The 15,072-nt window shown below is 67.2% G+C and carries 14 protein-coding genes; 10 read left to right on the top strand and 4 right to left on the bottom strand.

The window, feature by feature from the left end; all coding sequences use genetic code 11:
* The first annotated feature begins 155 nt into the window (after window positions 1–155).
* Window positions 156–695: a hypothetical protein gene (locus AB3X43_RS19310; protein ID WP_369431502.1), complete on the top strand. Its 540-nt coding sequence runs from the start codon at window positions 156–158 to the stop codon at window positions 693–695.
* Window positions 696–725: 30 nt separating this feature from the next.
* On the opposite strand, the gene AB3X43_RS19315 is transcribed toward AB3X43_RS19310, so the two are convergent.
* Together AB3X43_RS19315 and ilvA are read right to left on the bottom strand one after the other, a co-directional pair.
* Complete coding sequence (locus AB3X43_RS19315) at window positions 726–1,817, bottom strand: nicotinate-nucleotide--dimethylbenzimidazole phosphoribosyltransferase (RefSeq protein WP_369431503.1); 1,092 nt, start codon at window positions 1,815–1,817, stop codon at window positions 726–728.
* A 121-nt stretch (window positions 1,818–1,938) separates the two neighbouring features.
* Entirely contained in the window at window positions 1,939–3,474 is a 1,536-nt protein-coding gene (gene ilvA, locus AB3X43_RS19320) for a threonine ammonia-lyase, biosynthetic (protein ID WP_369431512.1), read from the bottom strand.
* A gap of 254 nt (window positions 3,475–3,728) precedes the next feature.
* On the opposite strand from ilvA, the gene AB3X43_RS19325 reads away from it, so the two are divergent.
* A complete protein-coding gene (locus AB3X43_RS19325) occupies window positions 3,729–4,169 on the top strand; it encodes an OsmC family protein (protein ID WP_369431504.1) in 441 nt (146 codons plus the stop codon).
* 30 nt (window positions 4,170–4,199) lie between these two features.
* Here AB3X43_RS19325 and coq7 read toward each other — a convergent pair whose 3' ends face one another.
* Window positions 4,200–4,829: a 2-polyprenyl-3-methyl-6-methoxy-1,4-benzoquinone monooxygenase gene (gene coq7 / locus AB3X43_RS19330; RefSeq protein WP_369431513.1), complete on the bottom strand. Its 630-nt coding sequence runs from the start codon at window positions 4,827–4,829 to the stop codon at window positions 4,200–4,202.
* Between the two features lie 313 nt (window positions 4,830–5,142).
* On the opposite strand from coq7, the gene AB3X43_RS19335 reads away from it, so the two are divergent.
* From AB3X43_RS19335 to AB3X43_RS19360, 6 genes are all read left to right on the top strand, one after another.
* Window positions 5,143–6,090: a porin gene (locus AB3X43_RS19335; protein ID WP_369431505.1), complete on the top strand. Its 948-nt coding sequence runs from the start codon at window positions 5,143–5,145 to the stop codon at window positions 6,088–6,090.
* A 229-nt stretch (window positions 6,091–6,319) separates the two neighbouring features.
* Window positions 6,320–7,303, top strand: a complete 984-nt coding sequence (locus AB3X43_RS19340; protein WP_369431514.1) for an ABC transporter permease — start codon at window positions 6,320–6,322, stop codon at window positions 7,301–7,303.
* 13 nt (window positions 7,304–7,316) lie between these two features.
* Window positions 7,317–8,897, top strand: coding sequence for an ABC transporter substrate-binding protein (locus tag AB3X43_RS19345; protein ID WP_369431506.1), 1,581 nt, complete (start codon window positions 7,317–7,319; stop codon window positions 8,895–8,897).
* Window positions 8,894–9,814, top strand: coding sequence for an ABC transporter permease (locus AB3X43_RS19350; protein WP_369431515.1), 921 nt, complete (start codon window positions 8,894–8,896; stop codon window positions 9,812–9,814). Before AB3X43_RS19345 ends, AB3X43_RS19350 begins: the two co-directional genes overlap by 4 nt.
* On the top strand, window positions 9,789–10,802 hold the full coding sequence (locus AB3X43_RS19355; RefSeq protein WP_369431507.1) for an ABC transporter ATP-binding protein: 1,014 nt from the start codon (window positions 9,789–9,791) through the stop codon (window positions 10,800–10,802). Before AB3X43_RS19350 ends, AB3X43_RS19355 begins: the two co-directional genes overlap by 26 nt.
* Window positions 10,799–11,794 carry an ABC transporter ATP-binding protein gene (locus tag AB3X43_RS19360; protein ID WP_369431508.1) on the top strand — a complete coding sequence of 332 codons (996 nt, stop codon included), beginning with the start codon at window positions 10,799–10,801 and terminating at the stop codon, window positions 11,792–11,794. The genes AB3X43_RS19355 and AB3X43_RS19360 overlap by 4 nt, the downstream gene beginning before the upstream one ends.
* 22 nt (window positions 11,795–11,816) lie before the next feature.
* On the opposite strand, the gene AB3X43_RS19365 is transcribed toward AB3X43_RS19360, so the two are convergent.
* Window positions 11,817–12,854, bottom strand: coding sequence for a quinone-dependent dihydroorotate dehydrogenase (locus tag AB3X43_RS19365; RefSeq protein ID WP_369431509.1), 1,038 nt, complete (start codon window positions 12,852–12,854; stop codon window positions 11,817–11,819).
* 48 nt (window positions 12,855–12,902) lie between these two features.
* On the opposite strand from AB3X43_RS19365, the gene rpiA reads away from it, so the two are divergent.
* Together rpiA and AB3X43_RS19375 are read left to right on the top strand one after the other, a co-directional pair.
* Window positions 12,903–13,565: a ribose-5-phosphate isomerase RpiA gene (rpiA, locus tag AB3X43_RS19370; protein ID WP_369431510.1), complete on the top strand. Its 663-nt coding sequence runs from the start codon at window positions 12,903–12,905 to the stop codon at window positions 13,563–13,565.
* A gap of 134 nt (window positions 13,566–13,699) precedes the next feature.
* A complete protein-coding gene (locus tag AB3X43_RS19375; RefSeq protein ID WP_369431511.1) occupies window positions 13,700–14,938 on the top strand; it encodes a GTP cyclohydrolase II in 1,239 nt (412 codons plus the stop codon).
* Window positions 14,939–15,072 lie beyond the last annotated feature (134 nt).

Genomic DNA, 15,072 nt, shown 5'->3' on the forward strand with positions numbered 1-15,072 from the left:
TGCACTGAGAGCAGCGGGGCCGTCGATCATAATCCGCCCCCATGGCAGCACGTTGGACAGCATGGTTGGTGTGGGCCGCTCTTGCGGGAAGCCTTGTATTCTGGGGCTTGCGCCTGTTCGCGCGTCCTGGGGCGGTACCGCCCCAGGTGCAGACGGTGGCGATCGACCAGGCGGTGCGTGGCGATGTGCTGCGCCTGCTCGGGGCCGTGGCGCCGGTGGGTGATGCCGTGGCACCACCACCTGCGGCCGCGGCGCGTTTCAAGCTGGTCGGTGCCGTGGCATCGACGGGCGCCGGTGCGGGCTGGGCGGTGCTGTCGGTCGATGACCGGCCGGCCCGTGTGGTGCGGCTGGGGGCTTCGGTCGACGGGCAGTGGGTGCTGCAGGGTGTCACCGCCAAGGGGGTGAGCCTCGGCCCTCCCGGTGCGCCCGCGCAGCTCACCCTGGATCTGCCCCAGTTGCCACCGCCGGCCACCGGCATCCTGCCCGCGGCTGGCGTACTGCCGACGTCGGTTCCCGGCGGAGCGATCCGGCCGCCGGGCACGGTGGTGGGGTTGCCGGCCGCTGCCGGTCCGCTGGTCGCTCCGGGCGTTCCACCGGCAGTGCAGCCTCCACCGATGCAGCCGCAGCAGGAACTAGCTCCCGAGCAGGCCGGGAGCGTTGCGGGCGGCGTGGTCGATCCGAACCTGGCCCGCTGACACACCAGTGCCATGGCGCCCCATGGAGCGTCACGGCATCCGGATGTATTCGCGGTCGATGTCGGCCGATGGGGTGGTCTGTTCCGCATCGCCGGATGGCGGCAACGGCTCGACCGCATCGACCACGTCGGTCAGCAGGGCGGCGGCGGCCCGCACCAGTGGCCAGCTCAGCGCGATGCCAGTGCCGTCCAGGCTTTCCAGCCCGAGGGCCAGCAGGGCGGTGCTCTCGAAGCCCGCCAGCACCGTGTCGAGGCCGTGGTGGTCGGTGCTGCGGCAGAACAGGCAGTAGTCGATCACCGGCCCGGCGATGTGGGTGGCGATGAGCAGCGCCGCGCAGGCGGGCAGCCCGTCGACGAGGATCAGGTGCCGCTGCTCGGCCGCCTTGAGCATCGCGCCGACCATCATCGCCATCTCGAAACCACCAAAGGTGGCCAGCGCCTGCACGGGGTCCTCGATCGAACCGTGCCGGTTCAAGGCCGTCTGCAGCACGGCGAGGGTGTGCTCCAGCTCCTCGCGGTGCATCTTCGGCCCGGCGTAGACCAGGTCGTGCAGCGGCCGTCCGGTGACCCGCGCGATGACCAGTGCCGCAGCTTCTCGTGCACCCACCCCGATTCCCGCGCAGCCCAGCACGTTGCCCGGCAGGGCCTGTGCGATCTCCATGCCGGCGCGGATGGCCGAGTTCACCTGATCGAGCGACATGGCCGCCGTCAGCCGGCTGTTGCGTGTGCCATGGGCAATCTTGCGCGAGATCACCCCCGGACCGACCGGCAGCGGGGTGGCCAGGCCGGAGTCGACCACGCTCACGCTCAGACCCTGCTGGTGCGCGAACAGTGGCAGCGGCACCCGGTTCTCCAGCACGTCGTGCACCATCGATGTGGTGCTGAGGTGTTGTGGCGGGTTGAGATCGACGGCGAGTCCGTGGTCCCCGACGAAGAGCAGCAGCTGCGGCTGGCGCAGGCGCGGTCGCAGCGCCTGTTGCAGCAGACCGATGCGCATCGCCAGCGGCAGCAGCTCGCCCAGGTGGCCTGCCGTGCTGACCCGGCGCCGCAGTTTGAACTGCAGGGCCTCTTCCAGAGCGGGGTGGGCGGTCGGCGGAATCAAGGGCGTGGAGTCAGGGCGCATGGCCCCGGATTGTGCGCGTGCCCTTCCGAGCGGGCGGTCGTAGGAACTGCATTTCAGTGCATTTCCGCGCGGTCCTCCTGCACACCCCACGCAGGCAGGGGGGCGTGCCGGGAGGTCCGGGTCAGCGCAGGAACAGCCGGTAGACCGGGTTGTCCGTCTCCTCGACGCAGGGGTAGGCCAGCGTGTCGAGGAATTGCTGGAACGCCGCCTCGTCCGCCTCGGGCACCTGGATGCCCACGAGGATGCGGCCGTAGTCGGCGCCCTGGTTGCGGTAGTGGAACAGGCTGATGTTCCAGTCCGGGTGCATGCTCGACAGGAAGCGCATCAGCGCGCCCGGCCGCTCCGGGAACACGAAGCGGAACAGCCGCTCGTTGACCGCCAGATCCGAGCGTCCGCCGACGAGGTGGCGCAGGTGGGCCTTGGCCAGCTCGTCGTGGGTCAGGTCCAGGGCGGCAAAGCCCTGGGTGGCGAACAGCGCGCCGATCTGCGCCGACTCGCCGCGTGCGGCGGTGCTCAGGCCGACGAAGAGGTGGGCGCGGCGCTCGTCGCTGATGCGGTAGTTGAATTCGGTCACGCTGCGCGGGCCGATCAGCTCGCAGAAGCGCTTGAACGAGCCGCGCTCCTCGGGGATGGTCACCGCGAACAGTGCCTCGCGCTCTTCGCCCACATCGGCCCGCTCGGCGACGAAGCGCAGGCGGTCGAAGTTCATGTTGGCGCCGCAGGTGATCGCCACGAAGGTCTTGCCCGTGCAGCCTTCGCGGGCCACGTACTGCTTCACGGCTGCGACCGACAGTGCGCCGGACGGCTCCAGGATCGCGCGGGTGTCCTGGAACACGTCCTTCATTGCCGCGCAGACCGCGTCGGTGTCCACCACGATGAATTCGTCGACCAGTTCGCGTGCGACGCGGAAGGTTTCCTCGCCGACGAACTTCACCGCGGTGCCGTCGGCGAACAGGCCGACATCGTTCAGGCGCACCCGGTGGCCGGCGCGCACCGACTGCAGCATCGCGTCGGAATCGACCGTCTGCACGCCGATGACCCTGATCTCCGGCCGCACGGCCTTGAGATAGGCCGCCACGCCCGAGATCAGTCCGCCGCCACCGATGGCGACGAACACAGCGTCGATCGGTCCCTGGTGCTGGCGCAGGATCTCCATGCCGATGGTGCCCTGGCCGGCGATGACCAGCGGATCATCGAACGGATGGACGAAGGTCAGGCCCTCGGCTTCGGCGAGCTGCATCGCGTGGTCATAGGCATCGTTGTAGCTCTCGCCGACCAGCACCACCTCGCCGCCCAGCGCCCGCACGGCGTCGACCTTCACCCGGGGCGTCGTCTCCGGCATCACGATCACGGCGCGGCAGCCCAGGCGCTTGCTGCCCAGCGCGACGCCCTGTGCGTGGTTGCCGGCGGACGCGCAGATGACGCCGCGAGCGAGTTGCTCCGCGGTCAGGTGCGCCATCTTGTTGTAGGCGCCACGCAACTTGAAGCTGAAGACGGGCTGGTTGTCCTCGCGCTTGAGCAGGATCTGGTTGCCCAGGCGGGCCGAGAGGTTGCGGGCTGGATCCAGTTCGGTCTCGCGCGCCACGTCGTAGACCTTGGCGGTGAGGATGCGTTGGAGGTAGCTGGTCAGCAGGGTCTGGCGCTCGGAAGGCATCATGGAACTCAAGGTGACGAAACTCGGTGACGAAAAAAAGCCCGAGGTTTTCACCTCGGGCTCAATCCACCTTTGGAGGAGGGTGGAGGAGACAACCGTTGCTTGAGAGTGCCTGATGTTGGAAAAGTTCTAGGGGCAATCCCAATTGCTTGTTGGAAAGTGTACCAAAGCCGATGCTGCGTTGCAACGAACGTGCCGGAGTCATTTGCGCGTCAGCAAGTCACAATCCGGGCTTGTTCTTCTGATTCCAACGCGTCATGGACTGCACGATCAATTGGATGCCGGCTTCCGGCATGGCGTTTTCGGCCGAAACCGGCAGCGGGCATCTGCTGATGATGGATGGAGCCCCCGAAGGTGGCGGCCGCAATCTGGCTCCCCGGCCGATGGAAACCTTGCTTGCTGGGGCCGGTGCCTGCACGGCCTACGATGTGGTGCTGATCCTCAAGCGCGGCCGGCAGCAAGTGCAGGGCTGCCAAGTCAAGATCCATGCCGATCGGGCCGAAACCGAGCCCAAGGTGTTCACCCGCATCGTGATGCAGTTCATCGTCAGTGGCGTGAAGCTGTCGGAGCCGGCGGTGCGCCGTGCGGTGCAGATGTCCTACGACAAGTACTGCTCCGCCACCGCCATGCTGGCGAAGACCGCCGAGATCGAGCTGCAGGTCGAGATCGTCGATACCGCAGCTCCGGCCGTGGCCTGAGCTGCGCCTGCGCCGCTGGATCCAATCAGCTCAGATGTGGTGTGCGGTGGTCGTCATGACCTTCGCGGCCGCACGCATCAGCCACCGGACCGGCACAGGCGGGCGCACGCCGCCGGCCTGCTGAGCCGCCTCGGCATGCTGGATCTCGTCGTCGCGCATTTGCGTGACGATGGCACGAGAGGTGAGGTCGGCCTTGGGCAGGCGCGCCAGGTGGCTGTCGAGGTGCGCTTCCACCTGCCGTTCGGTCTCGATGACGAAGCCGAGGCTGGCGCGATCGCCCAGTCGCGCGGCGAGCGTGCCGATCGCGAACGCGCCGGCGTACCAGAGTGGATTGAGCAGCGATGGCCGGTCTCCGAGTTCGCGCAGACGCTGCTCGGTCCACGCAAGGTGGTCGGTTTCTTCCTGGGATGCCGCTTCCAGATGCGCCCGCAGGCCTTCGTCGCGCGTGGCGAGCGCCTGCGCGGTGTAGAGCGCCTGGGCACACACCTCGCCGACATGGTCGACTCGGATCAAGGCACCCGAAAGTCGACGCTCAGCCTCGTCCAGTTCGGGCAGTGAGGTGCTTGCGGCAGGTTCTGGGCGTGGGGCAGGGCGCTGGGCATGGTGGTGCCCCCAGATGGTGCGCAGGCTCTGGTCCGCCACGGACAAGAGGCGGTCAATCGGCGTGATCGTTCTCATGGGGAACAAGTTTAGACGTGCTCAAGAGACCCCTTCTGCCACGCCAGACCAACTCCGATTCAGCCGTTGTGGTGTGTCTGCCGACATCGTCGTGTCATATTGGACCGGTGATCCGACGGCTTGTTGCACTCTGACAACGCCGATGTGCCTATTCTCAAAGTCTCGCTTGGCAATCGACGAACCGGTCTGGTGCAATAGTGGCAGCTTCCGCTGAGGAGGTTGGCCTGTCCGGGCAGTGTCGTGAGACGACACCTCGCGCTGCAGGACCCTCTAGTTCAACCTAGGAGATATTTGCATGAAGAAGTCTCTGCTCGCTCTCGCCGTTCTGGGCGCATTCGCTGGTGCCGCTTCGGCTCAATCGTCGGTCACGCTGTACGGCAAGGTTGACCTGGGCGTCGGCAAGGCCACGGGCTCTGCTGACAAGCAAGTGCGCGACGCCGCAGGCAGCCGCGTCGGCATCAAGGGTGTGGAAGACCTGGGCGGTGGCATGAAGGCCCTGTTCGGCTTCGAACACCGCTTCTCGCCCGACACCGGCAAGGACACCACGACCGAAGGTTCGTCCCCGACCAACACGTTCTGGAATGGCTACTCGACCGTTGGTCTGGGCGGCACGTTCGGCACCGTGAACCTGGGTCGCCAGTACACCTCGGCCTTCTCGCTGGCACAAAACGTGTTCGACCCGTTCGGTGGTGACACCGTCGCTGGTCTGCGCGATTCCGCTCTGCGTATCGCCCCGGCACGTCTGCGCGTTGCCAACTCGATCCGTTACGACGGCAAGTTCGGTGATGTGGCTGTCGCTGCTGACATCGCTGAGCACACCCTTGGTGTCGCTGGTACGGACCGTCCGTACTCGGTGGCTGCTCAGTACGCTGCCGGTCCGGTTCTGGCTGCCATCAGCTATGAAAATCCGGAGAACGCTACCGACAAGCTGCTGAACCTTGGCGTGGCCTACACGTTCGGCCCGGCCAAGCTGGCTCTGGCTGGTGTGTCCGGCCGCACGGCTGCCGACCTGTCCGTCAAGGGCTATCTGGTTGGCGCGACCGTGAACGTCGGCCCGGCCGGTCGCGTTCTGGTCGGCTACGCCCAGAACAAGGTTGGCACCGGCACCGCCGACAAGAAGACCAGCATCGGCTACCGCCAGGACCTGTCGAAGCGCACCTTCCTGTACACCGACTTCACGCGCGTCAACAAGCTGGCGACCGAGAAGACCGGCTACGACTTCGGCGTGCAACACAACTTCTGATCCTGTGCCTGCGCAAGCAGGTGCTGGATCTAAAACTGAAAAGCCACCTTCGGGTGGCTTTTTTTCATGCAGTGGTGGCATGGTGCATGCCCTGCTCCAGATCTGCAGCCCCAGTTCCTCACTGGCACCGCGTGTTCCGGCCGTTTTCATGGCTTGCAATTCGACGGTGGCGCTGGCACTGTGGCGGCGTGATACCTTGCCTCTGTCTCTCTCGCTGCGTGCTGCGCCGATGACTGTCTTTCTCCTCCGTCGACTCGCCCAAGGCGCTTTGGTGATGCTGGCCGTGGCACTGGTCGCATTCATGCTGTTCCGCTATGTGGGGGATCCCGTCGTTTCGATGGTGGGCCAAGATGCGACGCCCGAACAGCGCGCCCTACTCCGTACCGACTTGGGGCTGGACCAGCCGTTTCCACTGCAATTCACGCGTTTTGTCGGCCAGGCCGTCCAGGGCGAATTTGGTCTGAGCCTCCGGCAAGGACGCAAAGTCTCCGCGCTGATCGTCGAGCGGTTGCCAGCCACGCTGGAGCTGGCGCTGGTGGCTGCTGTACTGGCCTTGCTGGTGGGGATTCCGATGGGTGTGGTGGCGGCGCTGCGGCGCGGACGCTGGTCCGCCCAGGCCCTGATGCTGTTCTCGCTGCTGGGCGTGTCGCTGCCGACCTTTCTGATCGGCATCCTGTTGATCCTGGTGTTTGCGGTCTGGTTGAACTGGCTGCCGAGCTTCGGTCGAGGCGAACTGGTTGCCCTGGGTGCTTGGCAGACTGGCCTGCTGACACTGGACGGGTGGCGCCATCTGCTGCTGCCGGCGATCACCTTGTCCGTGTTCCAGCTCACGCTGATCATGCGGCTCGTGCGCTCGGAGATGCTGGAAGTGTTGCGTACTGACTACATTCGCTTTGCCCGCGCCCGAGGTCTGAGCGATCGAGTGGTGCATTTTCGCCACGCTCTGAAGAACACCCTGGTGCCGGTGATCACCATCACCGGCCTTCAACTCGGGTCTCTGATCGCGTTTGCAATCATCACCGAGACCGTGTTCCAGTGGCCCGGCATGGGGCTGCTGTTCATTCAAGCCGTGCAGTTCGCTGACATTCCGGTGATGGCTGCTTACCTGTGTCTGATTGCCTTGGTCTTCGTGCTGATCAACATGGTGGTCGATCTGCTGTATGTGGTGGTCGATCCCCGCCTGCGGATCGCCGCCACGCCAGCGGGCCACTGAGAGGAGTTCCTGCATGAAGGCTTCGATGACATTCTTCACGCTGCTGGCTGGTCTGGCGCTGGCGGGTGCGTCCGCAGTCCAGGCCGCGACGCTCAAGGTCGCCAACCAGGGTGATGCGGTGTCGATGGATCCGCACTCGCTCAATGAATCGCTGCAACTGAGCTTCACCGGCAACGTCTACGAGCCGCTGATCGGCCGGGACAAGGCGCTTGGCCTCGTTCCAGGGCTGGCCAGATCGTGGAAACAGACCGCACCGACGGTGTGGCGCTTCGAGTTGCGGCCAGGCGTGAAATTCCATGACGGTGCGCCGTTCACGGCCGATGACGTGGTGTTCAGTTTCAAGCGCGTGGCGGGCGAAGGCTCGGACATGAAGAGCTATGTCTCCAGCGTCAAGGAGGTGCGCAAGGTCAGCGACCTCGTGGTGGACCTCGAGACGACCGCACCGTTTCCGATCCTGCCGGACGTGCTGACGACGGTCTACATGATGAACCGCACCTGGTGCGAGACGAACAAGGCCACGCTGCCCGTCGATCGCCGCAAAGGCATCGAGAACGTGGCCTCGTTCAAGGCCAACGGCACGGGTCCCTTCCGTGTCAAGGAGCGCCAGCCAGGCGCGCGCACGGTGCTGACGCGCAACTTCCAGTATTGGGACAAGGTCGAGGGGAATGTGGACGAGGTCGTCTTCACCCCGATCGGCAACGACGCGACCCGTGTGGCGGCGCTGATGTCCGGCGATGTGGACGTGATGGAGCCCGTGCCGCTGCAGGACGTGGCGCGGCTCGGCAGCAATCCGGCACTCAAGGTCATGCAGGGCCCCGAGTTGCGCACGATTTTCCTCGGCATGGACCAGAAGCGCGACGAACTGCTCTTTTCCAGCGTCAAGGGCCGGAACCCGTTCAAGGACGTGCGCGTGCGCCGGGCCTTCTACCAGGCGATCGACATCGAGGCCATCCGCAGCCGTGTGATGCGCGGTGCGGCGACGCCGACGGCGCTGATGGTCGGCCCTGGCATCAAGGGCTTTCTGTCGGAGATGAACAAGCGCCTGCCGTACGATCCGGAGGCGTCGAAGCGGCTGCTGGCGGAGGCTGGCTACCCGTCGGGCTTCGAGGTGACGATGAACTGCCCGAACGACCGCTACGTCAATGACAGCGAGATCTGTCAGGCCGTGGCTTCGGGCCTCGCCAGGGTGGGGGTGAAAATCAATCTGCAGGCCGAGAGCAAGGCGACCTATTTCCAGAAGATCCTCAGCCGCAACACCAGTTTCTACCTGCTGGGCTGGACGCCTGGCACCTACGATGCCCACAACGTGCTGACCTCGCTGATGGCCACCCCCACCGACAAGGGCCAGGGCCAGTTCAACCTGGGCAGCTACAGCAACCCGAAGGTGGACGAGTTGACGCTGAAGATCCAGAGCGAGACCGATCAGGCCAAACGCAACACGATGATCGTCGAAGCCTTCAAGTTGCATGCTGATGACGTGGGCCACCTGCCGCTGCACCAGCAGGCGCTGGCCTGGGGCATGAAGAAGTCGGTGTCGCTGACCCAGTTGGCCGACAACATGATGTTCTTCAAGTGGGTGACCGTGAAACCATGACGGTGGCGACGGCACGCCGCGCCGATTGGCGCGACAGCGAGGTCTGGCACAGTTTCACGGGTTCTCCCGCGGCGATGGGAGCGGCGATCGTGTTCGTGGGCTGTCTGATCGCGGCGTTCGGCGCGCCTTGGATCGCGCCGCACAACCCCTTCGACCTCGCTAGTCTGGATCTGATGTCCTCCCGTCTGCCGCCCGCATGGTCCGCCGAAGGGCAGCTGCTGTACCCGCTCGGTACGGACGACCAGGGCCGCGACATCCTCTCCGCGGTGATGTACGGCGCCCGCATCTCGTTGCTGGTCGGACTCGCGTCGGTGCTGCTGTCGATGGTCGTCGGGGTCGGGCTGGGCTTGCTGGCAGGGTTCGTCGGCGGGCGCACGGACGCGCTGATCATGCGCGTCTGCGACGTGATGCTGTCGTTTCCGTCGATCCTGGTGGCGCTGCTGATCGATGGTGTCGGCAAGGCGCTGTGGCCGAACGCGCACGATCTGCTGGCGTTTTCGGTGCTGGTGCTGGCGATCTCGCTGACCGGCTGGGTGCAGTACGCCCGCACGGTGCGTGGCTCGACGCTGGTGGAGCGGCAGAAGGACTACGTGCAGGCGGCGCGGGTGATCGGTGTCGCGCCGCTGCGCATCATGCGGCGGCATGTGCTGCCGAACGTGCTCGGGCCGGTGCTGGTGCTGGCGACCGTGCAGGTGGCGACGGCGATCATCACCGAGGCGACGCTGTCCTTTCTCGGTGTCGGGGTGCCGCCGACCTCGCCGAGCCTGGGCACGCTGATCCGCACCGGCAACGATTTCCTCTTCTCCGGCGAGTGGTGGATCACGGTGTTCCCGGGCGCGATGCTGGTGCTGATCGCGCTGAGCGTGAACCTGCTGGGCGACTGGCTGCGCGATGTCCTCAACCCTCGGCTGCGGTGATCTCTTGGTGCAACCTCTGCTTGAAGTCGACCACCTGCGGGTGGAGTTCGCCCATCGCCACGGCGCGTTGCGGGCCTTGGACGATGTGTCGTTCAGCCTCGCGGCGGGCGAGATCCTTGGTGTGGTCGGCGAGTCCGGTGCGGGCAAGTCGCTGACCGGCGCGGCCGTCATCGGCCTGCTCGACCCGCCCGGCCGCATCGCCGCGGGCGAGATCCGGCTCGACGGCCGCCGCATCGACCACCTGCCGCCCGACGCGATGCGCAAGATCCGCGGTCGGCAGATCGGCATGGTGTTCCAGGATCCGCTGACCTCGCTGAACCCGCTGTTCACGGTCGGGCAGCAGCTCATCGAAACCATCCAGGCGCACCTCGGTTTCGACCGCCAGGCGGCGCGGGCGCGTGCCGTGCAACTGCTGGCCGACACCGGCATCCCAGCCCCCGAGCAGCGGCTGGAGCACTACCCGCACCAGTTTTCCGGCGGGATGCGCCAGCGGGTGGTGATCGCGCTGGCGCTGGCCGCCGAGCCGCGGCTGATCATCGCGGACGAGCCGACGACGGCGCTCGACGTGTCGATCCAGGCCCAGATCATCGCGTTGCTGAAGCGCGTCTGCCGGGAGCGCGGCGCGGCGGTGGTGCTGATCACGCACGACATGGGCGTGATCGCCGAGACCTGCGACCGCGTGGCGGTGATGTACGCCGGGCGCATCGCCGAGATCGGGCCGGTCGGCGCGCTGATCCACCGGCCGGCACACCCGTACAGCGTCGGCCTGATGGGCGCGATCCCGTCGATGGACGAGGACCGCGAGCGGCTGCTGCAGATCGATGGCGCGATGCCGCGGCTGAATGCGATGCCCAGCGGCTGCGCGTTCCATCCGCGCTGCGAGCGGGTGATCGACCGCTGCCGCAGCGAGCGACCCGAGCTGATGGCGACGACGGGCGAGACCCGCGCCGCCTGCTGGCTGGTGTCGCCTGCGCAGGAGGTGGCATGACAGCGCCGCTGGTGGAAGTCCGCGACCTGTCGAAGACCTTCGATGTCTCGGCGCCGTGGTTGAACCGGGTGATCGAGCGCCGGCCCAGGCAGTGGGTCCATGCGGTCGATGGCGTGAGCTTCGAGATTCCGCGCGGGCAGACGCTGGCGCTGGTGGGCGAATCCGGTTGCGGCAAGAGCACGGTGGCACGGCTGCTGGTGGGGCTGCATGCGCCGACCCGGGGAGAGGTGCGGCTCGACGGCCAGCCGCTGCACGCTACGCTGGCCACGCCGCAGGGCCAGGCGCTGCGGCGGCGTCTGCAGATGATCTTCCAGGACCCATATGCCAGCCTGAACCCGCGCTGGACGGTGGCGGACATCGTCGGCGAGCCGCTGCTGGAGCATGGGCTGCTGACCGACCGCGCCGCGCTGCGCGAGCGGGCGGGCGCGCTGCTGACCCTGGTCGGGCTGGCTGGCGCGGACCTCGACCGCTTCCCGCACCAGTTTTCGGGCGGCCAGCGCCAGCGGGTGTCGATTGCCCGCGCGCTGGCGACCAACCCCGAGTTCCTGGTGTGCGACGAGCCAACGTCGGCGCTGGATGTCTCGGTGCAGGCGCAGGTGCTCAACCTGATGAAGGACCTGCAGCGCGAGCGCGGGCTGACCTACCTCTTCATCTCGCACAACCTTGCCGTGGTGCGGCACGTCAGCGACCGGGTGGGCGTGATGTACCTCGGGCGGCTGGTCGAGGTGGCGGACAAGCGGACCTTGTTTGCCCGGCCGCGCCATCCGTACACGCGGATGCTGCTGGACGCGATCCCGGACATCCACATGACGGGCCGGGCGCGCATCCCCGTGCAGGGCGAGGTGCCCGACGCGCTGAACCCGCCTGCCGGCTGTGCGTTCAACCCGCGTTGTCCGCACGCCAATGCCCGCTGCCGGGCGGAGCGGCCGGCACTGATCGAGGTGGAAGGCGTGCGCGTGGCGTGTCACGCGGTGGAAGAGCGCCGGATCTGAGCCGGCCGAGCCAGCGGCCGTTTCAGCGGCGCAAAGCGCGGGCGCACTCGCCGGCCAGCGCCGGGCCGCGGTAGATCAGGCCCGTGTAGACCTGCACCAGATCGGCGCCCGCCGCCCGCTTGGCCTTGGCATCCGCGCCGCTGAGCACGCCGCCGACGCCAATGATCGGGTATGCACCGCCCAGTTCGGCCCGCAACTGCCGGATCACCGCGTTGCTCGCCTCGAACACCGGCGCGCCGGACAGGCCGCCCGTTTCCTCCGCGTGCTGCAGCCCCTGCACGGCGTCGCGCCCGATGGTGGTGTTGGTGGCGACCACGCCGTCGATGCCGTTGTTCTTCAGCGTCGCGGCGATCACCTTGACCTGCGCCTCGTCGAGGTCGGGCGCGATCTTCACGAACATCGGCACCGTGCGGCCGTGTTCCTTGGCCAGTTGCAGCTTGCGCGCCTGCAACGCGGACAGCAGCGCGTCCAGCGCCTCGTCGCTTTGCAGCGCCCGCAGGTTCTTGGTGTTCGGGCTGGAGATGTTGACGGTGACGTAGTCGGCGTGCGGATAGACACCGGCCAGCCCGATCAGGTAGTCATCGACCGCGTTCTCGATCGGCGTCACGGCGTTCTTGCCGATGTTCAGCCCGAGGATGCCGCCTGCCCGCCGGAAGCTGGTCGCCCGCTTCACGTTGGCGAGGAAGCTGTCCAGCCCCTCGTTGTTGAAGCCCAGCCGGTTGATCAGCGCGTTGGCTTCGGGCAGGCGGAACATGCGCGGCTTCGGGTTGCCGGGCTGGCCCTTCGGCGTCACGGTGCCGACCTCGATGAAGCCGAAGCCCATCGCGCCGAGGCCGTCGATGCAGCGGCCGTTCTTGTCCAGCCCCGCGGCCAGCCCGATGCGGTTCGGGAACTTCAGCCCCGCCACCGTCACCGGATCGCTGACGCGGCTGTGCGCCCAGAGGCATTGCAGCGGTGTGTTCTGCAGGCGCGCGATGGAGTCGAGCGTGAGTTCGTGGGCGGCTTCCGGGTCGAGTCCGAACAGGAAAGGGCGGGTGAGGGCGTAGGGAACGAGGGCCATAATCGTGCGATTGTCCCCGATTCAATGCACTTCGCTTTGCACTCCACCATGACCCAAGACGAACTCAAGGCCCTCGTCGGCCAGGCCGCCCTCCAGTACGTGCAACCCGGCACCGTCGTCGGCGTCGGCACCGGCTCCACCGTCAACAAGTTCATCGACGCCCTCGCGACGATCAAGGACACCATCGCCGGCGCCGTCTCCTCGTCGCTCGCCAGCACGGCACGTCTGCAGGCCCACGGCATTCCCGTGCTCGACACCGCCGACGTGGCCTCGATCCCCGTCTACATCGACGGCGCCGACGAGATCGACGCGGCCGGGAATATGGTCAAGGGCGGCGGCGCCGCGCTGACCCGCGAGAAGATCATCGCCGACCTGGCCGAGCGCTTCATCTGCATCGCCGACGAGAGCAAGCTGGTGGACGTGATGGGCGGCTTCCCGCTGCCAGTCGAGGTGATCCCGATGGCGGCGGCGCAGGTTGCCCGGCGTTTCAAGGCCGCCTACGGCGGTGAGGCCACGCTGCGCGACGGCGTGGTGACCGACAACGGCAACCACATCCTCGACGTGCGCGGCCTGCAGATCACCGACCCGCTCGCGATGGAGACCGAGGTCAACCAGTGGCCGGGTGTCGTCACCGTCGGCATCTTCGCGCGGCACAAGGCGCGGGTCTGTCTGCTGGGCACGTCCAGCGGCGTGCGCACCATCACGTACTGACCACGCACGACGTTCGGACGTGAAGCGGGGCACACCCGCCCCGATCCGGTGCCCGGGATGCGGGAAACCACTGGCACGGATCTCGCTGAAGTGGGATGAAAGTTGACCATCTGGTCAAGTTCTGGAGTCCCCGAATGGCTGAGCACATCGTCCTGACGTCCCACCCCCAGCGGCGTGACCTGCTGAGCACCGAGGTGCACTGGGGCGCGGCCACCCCCGAGGCCCGCGGTCCCATCATCGCCAGCCTGACCAACCCGGCGCACCGCAACGCCATCGGCTCGCACTCCGGCGCCTACGCCGTCTACCGTGCGCTGGCGATCGCCTCCGGCAAGCTGCAGCGCCTGCACAAGCCCGACCTGACCGACACCGCGCCCGCCGAGCCCATCGGCCCGCACCCGCAGTGGGCCGACCCCGAGAAGATCGTCTCCTTCGACCCCTGGGGCCACCGGGCCGGACAGGTCTTCAGCGCACAGATCGCCCAGGGCATCGACATCCGCCCGACCATCGCCGTCACCAAGGCGCACATCAACATGCCCGAGCTGCTGGCTGCGATCCAGTCCGGCCGGCTGGTGCCCGATGGCGAGATCCTCCATGCCAACGGCGACGTGCGTGTCACCAAGGCAGCCATCGACCCGGTCTGGTACCTGCCGGGCATCGCCAAGCGCTTCGGCATCAAGGAAAGCGCGCTGCGCCGCAGCCTGTTCGAGCAGACCGCGGGCATGTTCCCGGAGCTGGTGACACGGCCTGACCTGAAGGTGTTCCTGCCGCCGATCGGGGGCATGACGCTGTATTTCTTCGGCGACGTGTCCAGGCTCGGGCGGCCCGAAACCAGGATCGCCTGCCGCGTCCACGACGAGTGCAACGGCTCGGACGTGTTCGGCTCGGACATCTGTACCTGCCGCCCGTACCTCGCGCACGGCATCGAGGTCTGCATCGAGATGGCGCAGCAGGGCGGCGTCGGCGTGGTGATCTACAACCGCAAGGAGGGCCGCGCGCTCGGCGAGGTCACCAAGTTCCTTGTCTACAACGCCCGCAAGCGCCAGGTCGGCGGCGACCGCGCCGAGACCTACTTCGAGCGCACGGAGTGCGTGGCCGGCGTGCAGGACATGCGCTTCCAGGAGCTGATGCCCGATGTCTTCCACTGGCTCGGCATCACGCGCATCGACCGCTGGGCGTCGATGAGCAACATGAAACACGACGCGCTGACGGCGCAGGGCATCGAGGTGGTCGAGCGCGTGCCGATCCCCGACGCGCTGATCCCCGCCGACGCGCAGGTCGAGATGGACGCGAAGAAGGCGGCCGGCTACTTCTCGACCTACACGCCCGATGCCGAAGAGCTGACCGTGGCGAAGGGCCGCGGGCTGGAGGCCTGAGCATGGTGGCCACGACATCCGGATCGGACCGCTGGGGCGGCCCCGGCTGGCACACGCCCGTGCCGGCGGACCACCCGGCGACGGCGCTGCTGAGCGCGCGGGCGGTGCGCGCACGCAGCCACGCGGTGCTGGAC

The organism is Sphaerotilus sp. (assembly GCF_041083715.1).
Classification (GTDB): Bacteria; Pseudomonadota; Gammaproteobacteria; order Burkholderiales; family Burkholderiaceae_C; genus Sphaerotilus.

Excerpts from the sequence above, each read along its gene's own strand:
- AB3X43_RS19345 (WP_369431506.1), top strand. The coding sequence starts at position 7,317 with ATGAAGGCTTCGATGACATTCTTCACGCTGCTGGCTGGTCTGGCGCTG.
- ilvA (WP_369431512.1), bottom strand. The coding sequence starts at position 3,474 with ATGATGCCTTCCGAGCGCCAGACCCTGCTGACCAGCTACCTCCAACGC.
- AB3X43_RS19360 (WP_369431508.1), top strand. The coding sequence starts at position 10,799 with ATGACAGCGCCGCTGGTGGAAGTCCGCGACCTGTCGAAGACCTTCGAT.
- AB3X43_RS19350 (WP_369431515.1), top strand. The coding sequence starts at position 8,894 with ATGACGGTGGCGACGGCACGCCGCGCCGATTGGCGCGACAGCGAGGTC.
- AB3X43_RS19315 (WP_369431503.1), bottom strand. The coding sequence starts at position 1,817 with ATGCGCCCTGACTCCACGCCCTTGATTCCGCCGACCGCCCACCCCGCT.
- AB3X43_RS19340 (WP_369431514.1), top strand. The coding sequence starts at position 6,320 with ATGACTGTCTTTCTCCTCCGTCGACTCGCCCAAGGCGCTTTGGTGATG.
- AB3X43_RS19355 (WP_369431507.1), top strand. The coding sequence starts at position 9,789 with ATGTCCTCAACCCTCGGCTGCGGTGATCTCTTGGTGCAACCTCTGCTT.
- AB3X43_RS19365 (WP_369431509.1), bottom strand. The coding sequence starts at position 12,854 with ATGGCCCTCGTTCCCTACGCCCTCACCCGCCCTTTCCTGTTCGGACTC.
- rpiA (WP_369431510.1), top strand. The coding sequence starts at position 12,903 with ATGACCCAAGACGAACTCAAGGCCCTCGTCGGCCAGGCCGCCCTCCAG.
- AB3X43_RS19335 (WP_369431505.1), top strand. The coding sequence starts at position 5,143 with ATGAAGAAGTCTCTGCTCGCTCTCGCCGTTCTGGGCGCATTCGCTGGT.
- AB3X43_RS19325 (WP_369431504.1), top strand. The coding sequence starts at position 3,729 with ATGGACTGCACGATCAATTGGATGCCGGCTTCCGGCATGGCGTTTTCG.
- AB3X43_RS19375 (WP_369431511.1), top strand. The coding sequence starts at position 13,700 with ATGGCTGAGCACATCGTCCTGACGTCCCACCCCCAGCGGCGTGACCTG.